At 71.6% G+C, this 14268-nt stretch carries 13 protein-coding genes and 1 tRNA gene; 6 read left to right on the top strand and 8 right to left on the bottom strand.

The window, feature by feature from the left end:
- Nucleotides 1–4 precede the first annotated feature (4 nt).
- Nucleotides 5–2491 (bottom strand): ATP-dependent helicase, encoded by a 2487-nt coding sequence (locus QNO21_RS02310; protein ID WP_257519655.1) that lies wholly within the window; start codon nt 2489–2491, stop codon nt 5–7.
- 74 nt (nt 2492–2565) lie between these two features.
- Here QNO21_RS02310 and QNO21_RS02305 point away from each other — a divergent pair, with 74 nt between their 5' ends.
- Together QNO21_RS02305 and QNO21_RS02300 are read left to right on the top strand one after the other, a co-directional pair.
- On the top strand, nt 2566–2970 hold the full coding sequence (locus QNO21_RS02305) for a YccF domain-containing protein (protein ID WP_257519656.1): 405 nt from the start codon (nt 2566–2568) through the stop codon (nt 2968–2970).
- Nucleotides 2971–3072: 102 nt separating this feature from the next.
- A tRNA-Met gene (locus QNO21_RS02300) sits at nt 3073–3145 on the top strand.
- Between the two features lie 21 nt (nt 3146–3166).
- Here the strand turns inward: QNO21_RS02300 and QNO21_RS02295 are convergent.
- A complete protein-coding gene (locus QNO21_RS02295; RefSeq protein WP_285178410.1) occupies nt 3167–6151 on the bottom strand; it encodes a DEAD/DEAH box helicase in 2985 nt (994 codons plus the stop codon).
- A gap of 167 nt (nt 6152–6318) precedes the next feature.
- Here QNO21_RS02295 and QNO21_RS02290 point away from each other — a divergent pair, with 167 nt between their 5' ends.
- Together QNO21_RS02290 and QNO21_RS02285 are read left to right on the top strand one after the other, a co-directional pair.
- Complete coding sequence (locus QNO21_RS02290) at nt 6319–6546, top strand: RNA-binding S4 domain-containing protein (RefSeq protein WP_257519658.1); 228 nt, start codon at nt 6319–6321, stop codon at nt 6544–6546.
- Between the two features lie 35 nt (nt 6547–6581).
- Nucleotides 6582–7844 carry an MFS transporter gene (locus tag QNO21_RS02285; RefSeq protein WP_257519659.1) on the top strand — a complete coding sequence of 421 codons (1263 nt, stop codon included), beginning with the start codon at nt 6582–6584 and terminating at the stop codon, nt 7842–7844.
- Here QNO21_RS02285 and QNO21_RS02280 read toward each other — a convergent pair.
- The 5 genes from QNO21_RS02280 to QNO21_RS02260 form a co-directional block, all read right to left on the bottom strand.
- Nucleotides 7841–9187 carry an HNH endonuclease signature motif containing protein gene (locus tag QNO21_RS02280; RefSeq protein ID WP_257519660.1) on the bottom strand — a complete coding sequence of 449 codons (1347 nt, stop codon included), beginning with the start codon at nt 9185–9187 and terminating at the stop codon, nt 7841–7843. The two genes, QNO21_RS02285 and QNO21_RS02280, sit on opposite strands and share 4 nt — an antisense overlap.
- 123 nt (nt 9188–9310) lie before the next feature.
- On the bottom strand, nt 9311–9718 hold the full coding sequence (locus tag QNO21_RS02275; RefSeq protein WP_257519662.1) for an HIRAN domain-containing protein: 408 nt from the start codon (nt 9716–9718) through the stop codon (nt 9311–9313).
- Between the two features lie 139 nt (nt 9719–9857).
- Nucleotides 9858–10073 carry a CDGSH iron-sulfur domain-containing protein gene (locus QNO21_RS02270; RefSeq protein ID WP_257514634.1) on the bottom strand — a complete coding sequence of 72 codons (216 nt, stop codon included), beginning with the start codon at nt 10071–10073 and terminating at the stop codon, nt 9858–9860.
- Nucleotides 10070–11032, bottom strand: coding sequence for a glycosyltransferase family 2 protein (locus QNO21_RS02265; protein WP_257519663.1), 963 nt, complete (start codon nt 11030–11032; stop codon nt 10070–10072). The genes QNO21_RS02270 and QNO21_RS02265 overlap by 4 nt, the downstream gene beginning before the upstream one ends.
- Entirely contained in the window at nt 11019–12077 is a 1059-nt protein-coding gene (locus tag QNO21_RS02260) for an iron-containing redox enzyme family protein (protein ID WP_257519664.1), read from the bottom strand. The genes QNO21_RS02265 and QNO21_RS02260 overlap by 14 nt, the downstream gene beginning before the upstream one ends.
- A 156-nt stretch (nt 12078–12233) precedes the next feature.
- On the opposite strand from QNO21_RS02260, the gene QNO21_RS02255 reads away from it, so the two are divergent.
- Both QNO21_RS02255 and QNO21_RS02250 read left to right on the top strand, forming a co-directional pair.
- Entirely contained in the window at nt 12234–12992 is a 759-nt protein-coding gene (locus QNO21_RS02255) for an MBL fold metallo-hydrolase (RefSeq protein WP_257514637.1), read from the top strand.
- A gap of 100 nt (nt 12993–13092) precedes the next feature.
- Nucleotides 13093–13239, top strand: a complete 147-nt coding sequence (locus QNO21_RS02250) for a hypothetical protein (protein ID WP_257514638.1) — start codon at nt 13093–13095, stop codon at nt 13237–13239.
- Nucleotides 13240–13253: 14 nt separating this feature from the next.
- Here QNO21_RS02250 and QNO21_RS02245 read toward each other — a convergent pair whose 3' ends face one another.
- On the bottom strand, nt 13254–14267 hold the full coding sequence (locus tag QNO21_RS02245; RefSeq protein WP_257519665.1) for an aromatic acid exporter family protein: 1014 nt from the start codon (nt 14265–14267) through the stop codon (nt 13254–13256).
- Nucleotide 14268: the final 1 nt, after the last annotated feature.

The raw sequence follows: 14268 nt of genomic DNA, 5'->3' as shown, positions 1-14268 counted from the left end.
ACGCTCAGAGCTTGACGATCGGCGCGACCTTGATCAGCAGCTTCTTGGCCCCGGCGGTGTCGAAGCGCACGTGGGCGATGCGCTTGGCGCCCTCGCCGGTGACGGTGTCCACCCGGCCCTCGCCGAAGTCGTCGTGGCGGATGCGGTCCCCCGCGGCGAGCTCGAGATCGCCGTTGTCGCGCACCTTCGCCGTCACACGGTTCGGGAACCGGCTGGGGTCGGTGACGCGGGCGGAGCGCCCGAGCGGCACCAGGTCGTCGCCGTAGCGCGACCCTCCGCCGAAGCCCCCGGACGAGCCGGAGCCGCCGCCGGGGCGGCGCGCGTTCAGCGCGCGCGACTGCGTGCCGCCGCGCGAGTTGACGTCGCCGGGCGACTGCCGCCAGTGCACGAGGTCGGCCGGGATCTCCTGCAGGAACCGGCTGGGCATGGCCGCCGAGACCTCGCCGAACTGCGCGCGGGTCATCGCCAGCGACAGGTAGAGGCGCTTGCGTGCGCGGGTGATGCCGACGTAGAAGAGGCGCCGCTCCTCCTGCGGTCCGCCCGGCTCCCCCGCCGAGATACGGTGCGGGATGAGGTCCTCCTCGACGCCGGTGAGGAACACCGTGTCGAACTCCAGGCCCTTGGCGGTGTGCAGAGTCATCAGCGACACCGAGCCGGATCCGTCGTCGAGGTCATCGGCATCCGAGACGAGGGCGACATCGGTGAGGAAGTCCAGGATCGTGCCCTCGGGATTGTTGCGGGCGAATTCGCGCGCGACCGCGACGAACTCGTCGAGGTTCTCCACCCGCGCCTCGTCCTGCGGGTCCTTGCTCCGCCGCAGGGCGTCGAGGTAGCCGCTCTTGTTCAGCAGCAGCGTCAGCCCCTGGGCGATCGCCGACGGCGGCGGCAGCTCCCCGGAGGCTGGCAGCATGAGGTCGGATGCCTCGGCCAGCACGGCATCCAGCTGCGAGATCGCTGTCTGCAGCTTCGGCCCGACGCCCAGTGCGGAGGCGTTGGCGAGCGCGTCGCGGAAGGTGATCTGCTCTTCGGCGGCGTACCGGGCGATGGCCGTCTCGGTGACATCGCCGATGCCGCGACGCGGACGGTTGAGGATGCGGCGCACCGCCATCTCGTCGGCGGGGTTCGCCACGGCGGTCAGATAAGCCAGCGCGTCCTTGATCTCGGCCCGTTCGTAGAACTTGGTTCCGCCCATGATCTTGTAGGGCACGGCCGAGCGGATGAAGATCTCCTCGAGCGCACGGGACTGCGAGTTGGTGCGGTAGAACACCGCCATGTCGGAGTACCCGACCCCGGCCTTGCGCAACCGGTCGATCTCGTCGGCGACGAACTGCGCCTCGTCGTGCTGCGAGTAGCCCGTGAAGCCGACGATCTTCTCCCCCGCCCCCACGTCGGTCCACAGCTTCTTGTCCTTGCGGTCGAAGTTGTTGCCGATGACGGCGTTCGCCGCCGACAGGATGTTCTGCGTCGAACGGTAGTTCTGCTCCAGCAGCACCACGTCGGCGCCCGGGAAGTCGCGCTCGAACTCGCTGATGTTGCGGATGTCCGCCCCGCGGAAGGCGTAGATCGACTGGTCCGAGTCGCCGACGACGGTGAGCGATGCCCCCTCGAGCTCGGGGCCGCTCGCCGAGGGCTCGGCCTCGAAGATCATCATGCCGCCGGAGGAGTACGGCTCGGCGCCGCTGGCGCCAGACACCGGCCGGGTGAGCTCGCGGATGAGCGAGTACTGCGCGTGGTTGGTGTCCTGGTACTCGTCGACCAGGATGTGGCGGAACCGCCGCCGGTACACGTCGGCGACGTGCGGGAAGGCGCGGAAGAGATACACCGTCTGGGCGATGAGGTCGTCGAAGTCGAAGGCGTTGGCCCGCCGCAGCGACTTCTCGTAGTCGGCGAAGACCTCGACGAAGACCCGCTCGGCGGGGTCGCTCATGTTGGCCTGGCGCGCGTACGACTCGGCATCCGCCAGCTCGTTCTTGAGCTTGGAGATGCGCCCCTGGACGGATGCCGGGGTGAGCCCGAACGCGTCGGCCTCGTGTTCCTTGACCAGGCGCTTGATGAGCGCGCGCGAGTCACCGGAGTCGTAGATGCTGAAGGAGTTCTTGAAGCCGAACTGCTCCGCCTCGCGGCGGAGGATGCGCACGCACGCGGAGTGGAAGGTCGAGATCCACATGCCGCGGGAGGCCTCGCCCACGAGCTGCCCCACTCGCTCGCGCATCTCACCGGCAGCCTTGTTGGTGAAGGTGATCGCCAGGATCTGGCTGGGCCACGCCTCACGGTTGCGCAGCAGCGACGCGATGCGGTGGGTCAGCACCCGGGTCTTGCCCGAGCCTGCGCCCGCGACGATCAGCAGTGCGGGGCCGCGATAGGTGACGGCGCGGCGCTGGGGCTCGTTGAGGCCGCGCAGCAGGTCGTCGTCCTCCCGCGGTCCGGCGTCGCCGACGACGATCAGAGGGGCGGATGCCGCGTCGCGCGCGGCCGGAGCAGGGTCGGTCATGTCCCATCAAGTCTAGGCGGGGGTGCTGACATCCGGCCGGGCGGCTGCACAGCCGACGGTGCGAGAATCGACCCGTGCGCACCCTGCTGAACATCATCTGGCTGGTCCTGGCCGGCTTCTGGCTGTTCCTCGGCTATCTGGCCGCAGGCGTCGTCCTGTGCGTGCTCATCGTGACGATCCCCTGGGGCATCGCGTCGTTCCGCATCGCGCTGTATGCGCTCTGGCCGTTCGGGCGCACGGTCGTGGTGAAGCCCACCGCAGGCACCTGGTCGTTCCTCGGCAACGTGATCTGGGTCATCGTCGCCGGCATCTGGCTCGCGATCGGACACATCGTCTCGGGCGTCGCGCTGTGCATCACGATCATCGGCATTCCGCTGGGCATCGCGGACTTCAAGATGGTGCCGGTGTCGCTCGCGCCGCTGGGCAAGGAGATCGTCTCCACTCGGCAAGGTGCGTTCGACCGCGCCGTCGCGCGCTGAGCGTCCGCCGCCGCGCGCCGCGCGCGTCACGCGCCGTCACACGTCGCCACCGGCCGCAACATGCGAGGCCGGTGTCGGCGCATCCGCCTAGCGTGGGGGCATCGCGGCGATCCGGGTGGTCCCGGGCACCGGCTCATACCCGGGAGCGTTGCGGGTTCGACTCCCGCCGTCGCGTCTATCCGCGCAGAGTCACGCCTCAGCGCGCGAACTCCGCCGTCCAGGCATAGCACGGCGCGACCACCGTGCTGCGGGATCGGGAGACTGCAGGCGCCGACACCGCGTCGATCCTCCGTGGGAGCACGGGCGGGAGGAGCGCCTCGACCGCGCCCGGCTGCGCATGGCGCGGCCCGGCCAGCGCCCACTGCTCGTTCAGCCGAACGACGGCGAGCGGATGCCCTTCGGAGATCGCGATCCCCACCTCGAACTGGAGGGATGCCAGGAGAGCTGCGAGGGTGACCTGCACCTCCGCCTCCGACGCCTCGCGGGACCGCAGCACGCCAGCCGGCGAGCGCAGCTCGGGGCGACTCGAATCCCGGAGGAGCGCGCGCAGATTCGTCCGCATCGCGACGATCGCCGCCTCGGGGTCGGCATGGTGCTCCGCCAGCGCGATCGCGACGGCCGCGAGGCGGGGATCCGCGGCGATGAGCGGCCGCACGCTCTCACGCAGGGCCTTGCGCTCACCCTGGAAGAGCCGGCGGACCCCGCGCGGGTGACGCAGCCCCGCGCGCACCACGGGAAGGTCGTCGAGCAGCCCCACGGCCTCGTCGAGCGGAGTGAGCGCGGGCACGCCCTCGGGGATGTCCGCGACGAGGTTGTCGTAGCCGAAGTCACCGTCGCGCGTGTAGAGGAAGACGTCCGCCGCCACCTGTCCTGACGACCGCGGCACAAGCGCGAGGTCGATCGGCCCCACCGTGGGCCGGGTGCTGGTGACGGCACGACTGTTGCCGGCGGTGGCCAGGACGCTCACGCGGGCGTGCGCGGTGGAGGTGCGCACGGGCAGCGCGCGATCGACGACGGGATCGAGGTGGAGCTGGGCGCGGGCGCTGACGATGTCGGCGAACCCATCCGCGGTGACGTCGACGCCCCGCGGTCTCGCGTGGATCGCGTCGGGCGACGAGAAGCCGGCGGCTCGGGCACGACGCCAGAGGTCCGGCATCCGACTGCGGTGATGCTGCGGCTCGAGCATCCGCTCGAACATCCAGAGCATCCGCCCGGCGCCGCGTTCGGGGTGGGGGGACAGCTGCCACCAGGTCATCCGGCGCGCGAGGTCGCCGGCGACGGCGGGAGCCCAGGTGGAGGCCTCCGCATATCCGAGAGCCGCGACCCATGCCAGGTAGCGCGGCATGTCCTCCGCCGCGCGGCGGAACTCCGCCATCGACACTCCCAGCGGCGGCGTCTCGCGCATGCGCCCAGGGGCACGCAGCACGATCTGCGCCGCCGCCATGCACACCTGCGCGCCGAACCGATCGGCCGCGCGTGCGGTGACCCGCGGCGACCACCCTGCGAGCAGCTGACCGACGTACCCCCCGTAGGTGCGCTCATTGACGGGGCGGTCGCGCAGCGTGGCCGCCGCGCTGGCGACCGTCTGCACGACGAGCTCTTCGGCTTCGTCCGCGTTCGCCGGCAGGGGGAGCGCGGCGAGCAGCCGCCGCATCTCCCCCGCCGAGTCGACGTCGATCATGAGGCGGGAGGTGAGCAGGCCGATCTCGGTCGGGGCGAGCCGGCCGTCGGTCTCCGATGCGAAGCCGCGCCGCAGCAGGTCGTCGATGACGCCGTCCAGATCGACACGCGCACGGTTCTGGGCGAACGCGAGCGTCTGCTCGAACCAGGCGCGCGCGCTCGTGCGGTCGACGACGGATCCGAGGAGGAGCTCGGCGAGGATCGCGTCGCCGAGCTGCCCGGCGATCCGGCTGGTTGCCGCGTACCCGTCGCTGAATCTCGACGCCCATGCCGATTCCTCGGCTCTCGGGACCAGCATGAATCCGAACCCCTCGGATTCCTGCCCGGCCCTGCCCGCACGCCCGAACATCTGCTGCGCCTGGCTGACCTCCAGCGGCGTCATCCCGAGCTCCAGGTCTCGGATCACGACGAACTTCGCGGGGGTGTTCACCCCCGTCGACAGGCCCGACGTCGCCACCAGCACACGCAGGGCACGCGTCCGGAACGCGTCCAGCGCGCGGCCCGAATGCGGCGCATCACGGAAGTGAATGCCGATGCCTCGGCGGAAGCAGGACTCGACCACCGTCTCGAGGTCGACGCCTCGGTAAGGCACCCCCGCGGCGCGGGCAGCCGTGCGGACGACCGCCGCCTTGCTCCCGCAGAACACGACCGCGCTGGAGGATCCCTTCTCGGCCGCCCGGGGAGACGAGCTGCCCAGGTCCTCGCCGACCAGGCGTCGCAGGAGCGGCAGGACGACCTCGTCCTTCGCGGTCTCGTAGTCCTCGCGCTTGCCTCGCGTCGGGACGTCGTACGGAATGAGCCGGGTCGTCAGCGCCGTCGGGCGCCACGCGGAGCGCACGAGGTCTGCGTGGAACCACGCCGCGAGCTCTTCGGCGTTCGAGACCGTCGCCGACAGTGCGACGATGCGCGTGCCGCCCCCGGCGACACGCAGCCGGGCGATGAGCGACTCGAGCGTCGCGCCGCGGGCGGGGTCGCCCACCAGATGGACCTCGTCGATGATCAGGCATCCGATGCGGCTGATGACGTCCTTCAGCGACGCCCGCCGGTAGAGCGCCTCGAACTTCTCGGTGGTCGCCACCCAGAGCTGCGCCTGGCGCACCGCATCGCTGGACATGTTCGTCTCGCCGGTCAGCTCGACGGTCCGGATGCCGTGCGCGCTCCACCGCCGGGCGATCTCCGCCACTTCCGCCGCGAGGGCGCGGGCGGGGAGCAGCCACACGGCGGGCTTGCCGTCCGAGACGATCGATCGCAGCGCGGCAGCCTCACCGATGAGGGTCTTGCCCGAGCTCGTCGGCGCGACGACCATCACGTGGCCCGACGTGGACAGGACCACAGGCAGAGCCCGCGACTGGAGCGGGTTCACTCGGTCGAAGGAGTCGAGGTATTTGCGCAGCTCCGGCGGGATCAGCGCCGAGGCGGGAGTCCAGGACTCCTCACCCTGTGCCGCAGCGGCGTCGGTCGATCCCACGAGCAGACCGGCACCCTCGCCGCCCTTCGACAACCGTCGAGGTTCCCCAGCCAAGCCCACTCACGCTCCCCTATCCCAAAAAGCGTACAAGCCGCGAGCCTTCCCCTCGCTGCCCGCCGCGTTCTCGCGCGTGCGCTCGCTCCCCACGCTCCGGTCGGCATCGACAGCGTCGGCCCTGACCGACCGGCTAGCATTCCGGGATGACCAACTCGACTCCGATCGACGACGTCCCGGTCGGGAGTGAGATGATCCGCCTCGGGCAGTTCCTGAAGTTCGCGGGGCTCCTCGACTCCGGCGGAGACGTCAAAGAGGCCATCATCGACGGCGAGGTGACGGTCAACGGCGAGGTCGATCGGCGTCGAGGACGGCAGCTGCGTCCCGGTGATGTCGTCGGCTTCGCCGGGCGCCATGTCCGCGTCCAGCGCTGAGGCGCCCACGCCTTCTGCGCGCAGAGGAAACCTGCATGCCTTCTCCCGGTGAACTGATCGCGCCCAAACGCCTCGGCCGCGACTTCCGCTGGCTGCTCGCGTCGTCGTGGACGAGCAACATCGGCGACGGCATCGCGCTGTCGGCGGCGCCGCTGCTCCTTGCATCCCTCACGTCCTCGCCGCTGCTCGTGGCAGCCGGAGCGATGATGCAGTACCTCCCGTGGCTGCTCTTCGGCCTGTTCGCCGGTTCCGTCGCCGACCACCACGACCGTCGACGGCTGGTCATGCTGGCCAACGGTTCGCGGGCCGTGGTCGTGCTGGGGCTCGTCGCCTTCCTCGCCACCGGCCACGTCACCGTGTGGGTCGTGCTGGCATCGGCGTTCCTCTACGGCACCGCGGAAGTCTTCGCCGACACCGCCGGGAGCACGCTCATGCCGATGCTCGTGCGGCCGGGCGACTTGGGCGTGGGCAACGCCCGGATGCAGGCCGGGTACCTCGTCGGCAACCAGCTGGCGGGTCCGCCGCTGGGCGCGTTCCTCTTCGCCGCCGCATCGTTCTGGCCCTTCCTGCTGCAGATCCTCTGCGTGAGCCTGGCCGTGGTGCTGATCTCCCGGATCACCCTCACCCCGGTTCCGGCGAAGGACGAGTCGACGGCGGATGCCCCAAAGGTGCATCCGATCCGCGAGGGCCTGGAGTGGCTGCGCGCCCACCCTCCGGTGCGCACGCTCATCGTGATCATCCTGGTGTTCAACGTCACCTGGGCCGCGCCCTGGAGCCTGCTCGTGCTCTACGCGACCGAGCATCTGGATATGGGCGCCGTCGGCTTCGGCGCGCTCACGACGGCCTCCGCCCTCGGCGGACTCGTGGGGACCGTCTGCTTCGGCTGGCTCGAACGCCATCTGTCCTTCGCGACACTCATGCGCGTCTGCCTCTCGCTCGAGGTGATCATGCACCTGGCGTTCGCCCTCACGACGATCCCCGCGATCGCCTTCGTGATCATGTTCGGGTTCGGCATGTACGCGTTCGTCTGGGGCACCATCTCCACCACCGTGCGTCAGCGGCTGGTGCCCCTGCACCTGCAGGGCCGCATCGCCTCGGTGAACATGGTCGGCATCTTCGGCGGACTCGTGATCGGGCAGCTGCTCGGCGGACTGATCGCCGAAGGCTGGGGACTCACCGCCCCGTGGTGGTTCGCGTTCGCGGGCTCGGCGGTGACGCTGCTGCTGGTATGGCGCTCAATCTCGCACATCGCGGCTGCGCCGCCGGCTCTTGATGAGCCCGGCTCCGCCGCCCGCTAGAACGGAGCGCGCTCTTCGGCCCCGGCGAGGGCCATGAACTCCAGCACCCGCCGGGGGATGTCGACGTAGACCCGCCCTGTCGGACTCGTCCATTCGAGGATGCCGTCGGGTTTCTGGACCACACTCCAGGCGGTCCCGTGTTTGACGGGGTGATGTCGTCCGGGGCAGAGGTTCGCGAGGTTGGTGACCCGGGTCGGTCCGCCGAGGGCGGCGTCGATGGTGTGGTCGCCGTCGCACTGGCGGGCGGGCCTTCGGCATCCGGGGAACCGGCAGTGCTCGTCCCTCGCATCGAGGAAGCGCCGCATCTGCACGCTCGGCCGGTAGGTGTCGACCTGCATGACGGCCCCGGTCGTGGGGGAGGTGAACAGTCGCTCCCAGATCGGGGCGGTCGCGGCGAGGTGCCGGGCGGTGTCTGGGTCGATGGGCCCGTACCCCACGAGTTCGGCGGGTTCGGTGCCTTCACCTGTCAAGGTCGCCGCGGGGATCGTGATCTGCACGTGCGCGGTGATCGCCGCGGTCTCGGGGATGCTGCCCGATGACGCCGGCGCGGTGGCGTGCCCGGTGAGGAGCAGGTCGGTGAGCACATCGGCGCGGACCTGGTCGGTGGTGCGCTGATCGGTCGCGATGACGTCGGCAGGCACATCGGCGACCTCGTCGGCCCCGGCCCGCTCCGCCCGCGCCGCAGCGATGACCTCCCGCGCGTGCGCGGTGAGCCGGTCCCGGATCGCGAACGCCAGCGGCGCCGGCAGCACCGCCGCCAGTTCCGCCATGCCGTCGTCGAGGTCCCGCACCCACACCCGCCGCCCGGCCGCTGCTTCGGCGTGCCGTTCTTCCAGCGGCACCGGGTCGAGCTTCTGGGCGAGCATCAGGATGATCGGTTTCGCCCGACCCGGCGTCTCCCGCTCCGCCACCACCAGCGCGGCCTGTTCGAACCGGGCCCGCGCGTCAGGGTCGGTGATGCGCGCCCCGGCATCCTGGATCACCCGCACATGAGCCACGTCGATCCGCCCCGCCTCCAGCGCGGCCAGCGTCGCGGGGAACCCGTCCACCAGCACCGCCGCGTCCCGCATCCGTTCCTGCATGCCCCGATCCGACCGGCGCAGCACCGCAGCGAGCTCGGCCGCCATCGCCCGCCGCGGCATCTCCCGCTCCCGCCCCTCACTCGACGGCACCCGCGCGGTCTCCTCCGCGGCGATCGCCTCCGCCCGGGCCAACCACTGCAGCTCTTCCGCCTGCAGCGCCGCGATCGCCTGGCGCGTGTCTTCCACACCGGTGATCACCGCGCCGCGCGAGGCAGTGGCGATCGAGGTGGCGATCGAACCGGCCGCCGGGGAGGTGTTCATACCCCTGATTCTGGTGACCCCCTCCGACATTCAAGGGCGAGAAATCCCAGACCAAACCGTCATTGTGGATAACTCGGCACAGCTCGGCCCGGGGAGGAGGTGGCGACCCGGGCAGCCGGGCCGTCAGGCCGGTTCGTACTCCTGCACGAACTCACCCAAGGAGTCCGGCGTCGGCAACTCGACCCACAGTCGGCTGCTCTCGGTGTCGGCACCGACACCGTTGACGACCGCGGCGCCCCCCAGCCGGTCCAGCAGCGGCGCGATACCCGCCGCCCGGGAGGAGGAGACATACCCGACCGCGCGCCCGCGGGCATAGACGGCGATAGCCAACTCGTCCCGCTTGTTGCGCGGTTCGCGGCGCAGCACGTACATGCGGTCGCCGACGCTCATGCGTTCGTGGTCGTGAGCCCGGTATTGGGTGCCCTCGACACGGGCACGGCTGGATTCCAGCCCGCGCAAGTCGGGGAGGGAGGCGTGCTCGTGGGCGCTCATCGACAACAAAGAGCGAACGCGTTCCCACCAGACAGACATTCGATCACCGTATCGGCCGCCGCTGGGAGACCGCCTGGCCCGGCAACCCGTGCTCCGCCGCCGACGCCCGCCCGCCGCAGACCTGTCACCCCGTGGCGGCAGCGCGCCCCAGCCCCGCGACCCGGCGCAGCCGCTACCCCTACTCCCCCGGCAGCTCCGGCGTCGTGGTGAACCCGACGAGCTTGTGGGTGCCGTCACACCAGGGCTTGATCGCCGAGACGCCGCATCGGCACAGGGCCGCGGTCCGCCGCGGCTGGCGGATCTCCTCCCCCGCCTCGGTGCGGTAGGTCACCGCGCCGCGCACGATGAGCGGTCCGTCGGGGTAGGCGGTGATGGTGGTCTCGTCCGCGGTCATGTCGTCCTCCTGAGGGTGCGCAGCGGCGTCGCCGCGCGGTGGATGCGTCCGTCGCGATAGCGCACGCCGCCGCGAAGGCGCAGCAGCACGGCGATCCAGACGGTGAGGGAGCGCTCGAGCGCCCAGGGCAGCGCCCACAGGCAGTCGGAGGCGCGGAAGTGCGCCCGCCCGCCGGCGCGCGCCCGGCCGACGGCGGCGAGCGCGACGACCGTGCCGGCGAATACGGCGATCCCCCGCGCGTCGCGGGCGCGCACCAGCGAAGCGACGGCCGGCAGCAAGGCGAGCTCCCGCAGCAGCCGCGTCGGCTGTGCCCAATCGTCGTAGGCCTGCCGCACCCGCTGCTCCCAGAACCGGCGCACGTCGGCCGGGCGGCGGGCGACGTACAGGTCGGATGCCACGTCGACGCGCCCGCCGCCGGCGCGCACGGTGCGCTCGAGCTCGAGGTTCTCGAACAGCACGTCGGTGTCGTACCCCCGCGCCGGCAGCGCGCTGCGACGCAGCGCGACCGTGCCGGAGAAGTCCCCGCCGAGCGCCCGGTTCACGAGCGACCGTCCGGTGTCCCAGCGCGCATGCCACGGTGCGGGCTCGAAGACGTTCTGCAGCCGCACGAATGCCGCGCGCTCCAGCCGGTCGAGCACCGCGGCGAGCCCGGCGCGGTCGTAGCGCACGTCGTCATCCGCGATGACGACGTTCTCGTGACGGGACAGGCGGATGCCGGTCATCGCGCCGCGGGCCTTGCCGTTGCGGCCGGGCACGACCGGGGCGACATGGCGCACGAACGGCCACGCCTCGCGGTGTGCGGCGAACGCCGTGGCATCCGAGCCGTCCACGACCGTGACGTCGATGGCGCCGGCCAGCTCCCGCAGGTACGCCGTCTGCTCCGCGAGGTCGGCATCGTCGTCCCACCGCAGCGGCAGCACGTACTCGCCGTTCAGGCGCGGGCGGTCAGGGGGAGGCAACGAAGCCCTCGCGCAGGGCCGAGCGGCCCTGCTTCCAGGCCTGCAGGATGTGGTCGCCCGCCCATCCGTCGACGGTCAGGCATGCCGCGGCGCCGAAGAGGATGTCGGGGAGCAGCTCGGGCTCATCCTCGGCGAGTGCTCCGGCCAGGTCGCGGCCGGCGATCTGCTCGTGCACGGCGTCTGCTTCGACGTGCTCGTCGAAGTACGCCGTGACATCGGCGCCGAACCCGGCCCGCCGGAAGCCGTCGGCGTAGTGCTTGTTGGGTATGGACGACGTCATCTCGAACGCGGCCAGATGGCCGACGATGGCTCCGCGCAGGCGCCGGTTCAGCCCGAACATCGACATCATGTTGAGGGATGCCAGGGTGACCGCCGGCACCGCGTCGACGTAGGCGCCGTAGGTGTCGTCGAGGCCCGCCCCGCGCATCGCCTCGGCGAAGATGCCGGCGTGGGCGCGCGCGGCGTCGCCGCTGCCGTACTCGTCGAACTGGATCTCCATGAGCGCCGCCTTCGCGCGGCCGGTCAGGCGGGGGATCACCCAGGAGTGCGGGTCGGCCTCGCGCAGCGTGTAGATGCTGCGGTGCATGAGGAACTCGCGCAGCTGCTCCACCGACGCGCTCTTGGCGACGTGGCGCGCGAGGCTCGGCCCGGGCGTCGGGGCGGTGAAGGCGAACAGCAGCCGCGCGACGGCGTCGGCGGTCGCGTCATCGGGGGCTTCTGGGACCTCGACCGCAGTGCGCAGGCGCGCCTCGAACGCCACCTCGAGCACGCGCCGTGCCCCCAGCAACTCGGGGTCCCACTCCCGAGACTCGGGGAGACCGCCGAGGGATCCGTAGTGGAGCGCATAGAGGAGGAAGAGCGACAGCTGCACGTCGTCGTCGCGCACGGCGTCGTCGGCCGCGTCGACGGCTGCCACCGCGCGGGCCGCGACGCCCGCGGCATCCTTCGCCGGGTCCTCCAGCAGCTCCGCGATCGCAGCGCTCAGCGGTCCGCGTGCGGCGGGGCGGTGATGAATCTGGGTCTGCGCGGCGGCGTGCAGCGTCATGGTGGTTCCCGTCTGTGAAAAGCGACGAGACACAGCTTCGCCTGGCACGCCGCACCCCTGCATCGACTTGACGACCCCTCACCGGAGCGCTATCACCGCCGTCCTGCGGGGGTCAAGCCCGTGGCTCCGGGGGCCCAGGCCGATCAGCCTGGCGACATGGCCGCTCCCGCCCGCTCGCGCACCGAGATCGCCCCCGGCGTTCACCGCCTCACCCGCGCCGACGTGAACTGCTACCTCATCCGCGATGCCGCCGGCATGACGCTCATCGACGCGGGTCTACCCGCCATGTGGCGCGATCTCGTCGCGCTCCTGGCCGAGTTCGAGGCGGAGCCGTCCGACATCGACGCCGTTGTGCTCACCCATGGTCACTTCGACCACGTCGGCATGTCGCGACGCCTCGTCGATGGCCACGGCGTGGCCCATCACGTGCACGAGCTCGACCGCCGCCTGGCGCGGCATCCGTATCGCTATCGCCACGCCGCCCCACGCTGGGTCTACCCCTTGCGGCATCCTCGCGCCATCCCGGTGATCGCCCGCATGACCGCCGCCGGAGCCCTGAATGTCAGAGGCATCGAGGCCGCGGGGACCCTCGTTCCAGGAGTGCCGCTGGGGGTGCCCGGGGCCCCGGTTCCGGTGTTCACGCCCGGGCACACCGAGGGGCACTGCGCGCTGCTGCTCCCCGGCGCCGGTGTGCTGCTCTCGGGCGATGCGCTGGTGACCCTCGACCCCTATACCGGCGCCGTCGGCCCGCGCATCGTCGCGAATGCGGCGACGGCTGACCCCGACGCCGCACTGGCCTCGCTCTCAGCCCTCGCGGACACCGGCGCCCGCACCGTGCTGCCCGGGCACGGCGAGCCGTGGACCGCCGGCGTGGTAGCGGCGGTCGAACACGCGCGACGCGCCGGCGAGGCGTGACACGGGTACTCCCGCGCGGGCCCCGCGTCAATCCCTTCGCCGCCGCCGCGCCGTGCCCCTAGCGTCGACGCCACTGATGCCCGATCGAAAGAGGAGCAGCATGGACACGGACAACTCGCACCCCAGCCAGGCCGAAGGCGACGACCCGGACCGCCCCTCGGAGCAGTCCGGGACGGACGACGCGATGGGTCACCCCTCGCAGGCCGAAGGCGACGACATCGACGCGGAGACCACCGACTCCGAATGACGCAGTGACGCCGCTCAGCCCCGTACCTCTGCCGGCCCGCACAGCTGCACGATGCGGCTGAGGTGGCCGGCCACGGCGAATGCCGAGTCGGGCTGGGCGGTGTCATCCGTCTGCGCGACGACCGCTCGGGCATACCGCGTGACGGCCGCCGAGGCCCGATCTGCAGCGTCGGTCATCGCATCCGCTGACGCGCCCGCCGCGAGCAGGTCGCCGCAGTCGCGCAGCGCAGCGCTGAGCTGCCGATCACGCCCGCGGCCGCCCTCCTGCGTCACCTGCGGTCGCCGGGCCAAGACCTCCGTCACCTCACGCGTGAGCAGTGTCGCCCGTTCCAGGGACGACCAGGCGCGATCGTTCTGCTCCTGCTCCGTCGCCCGACGACGCCCCCGCGGGTTGCCCCGCACGCTGCGTCCGGCCTCACCCACCCCCGCTGCCACGGCCCCGGCGAGCGATGCCAGCTCGTCGGACTCGCGGTCGAGACGCTCGGGGTCGACGCCGCCCGCCTCCACGTCGTCGGCAAGCCTTTCCAGGCTGAGCGCGAGCCGCTCGCGGAGGACCGTCAGCTGCGCGCCCGCCTCGCGCAGGTACAGCGGCGGCAGCAGCAGGTAGTTCGCCGCGATCCCCACCAGCACGCCGAAGGCCATCGTCAGCAGGTATGACAGGGAGAACTCATCGGCGTGCCCCCCGCCGAGCAGCAGCACGAACAGGCCCGCGATGGCGATCCAGTCGCGCCCCGCCCCGAGGCCCTGGATGCCGCCGAGGGCGACGCCGGCGCCGATGACCAGCGCGATCGCCGCGACCGCCGGCGCGCCGGCGGTGACGGCGGCGAGCCCGCCGAAGCCGAGGACGATGCCCAGCGCCAGTCCGCCGAGGGCTTGCACACCCGCACGAGCGGAGTCCGCAACGGTCGGGTACATGCTCACCAGCACCCCCATGGGGGCGTAGTACGAGTACTCCGCGTCGGCGAAGGGAACGGCGGGTGCGAGATACCACGCGACGGCGGCGGCCACGGCGGTCTTGGCTGCCAGCACG

The organism is Microbacterium sp. zg-Y818 (assembly GCF_030246905.1).
Classification (GTDB): domain Bacteria; phylum Actinomycetota; class Actinomycetes; order Actinomycetales; family Microbacteriaceae; genus Microbacterium.
The sequence above is the reverse complement of the archived record's forward strand: the minus strand, read 5'-3'. Positions and strand labels throughout refer to the sequence as shown.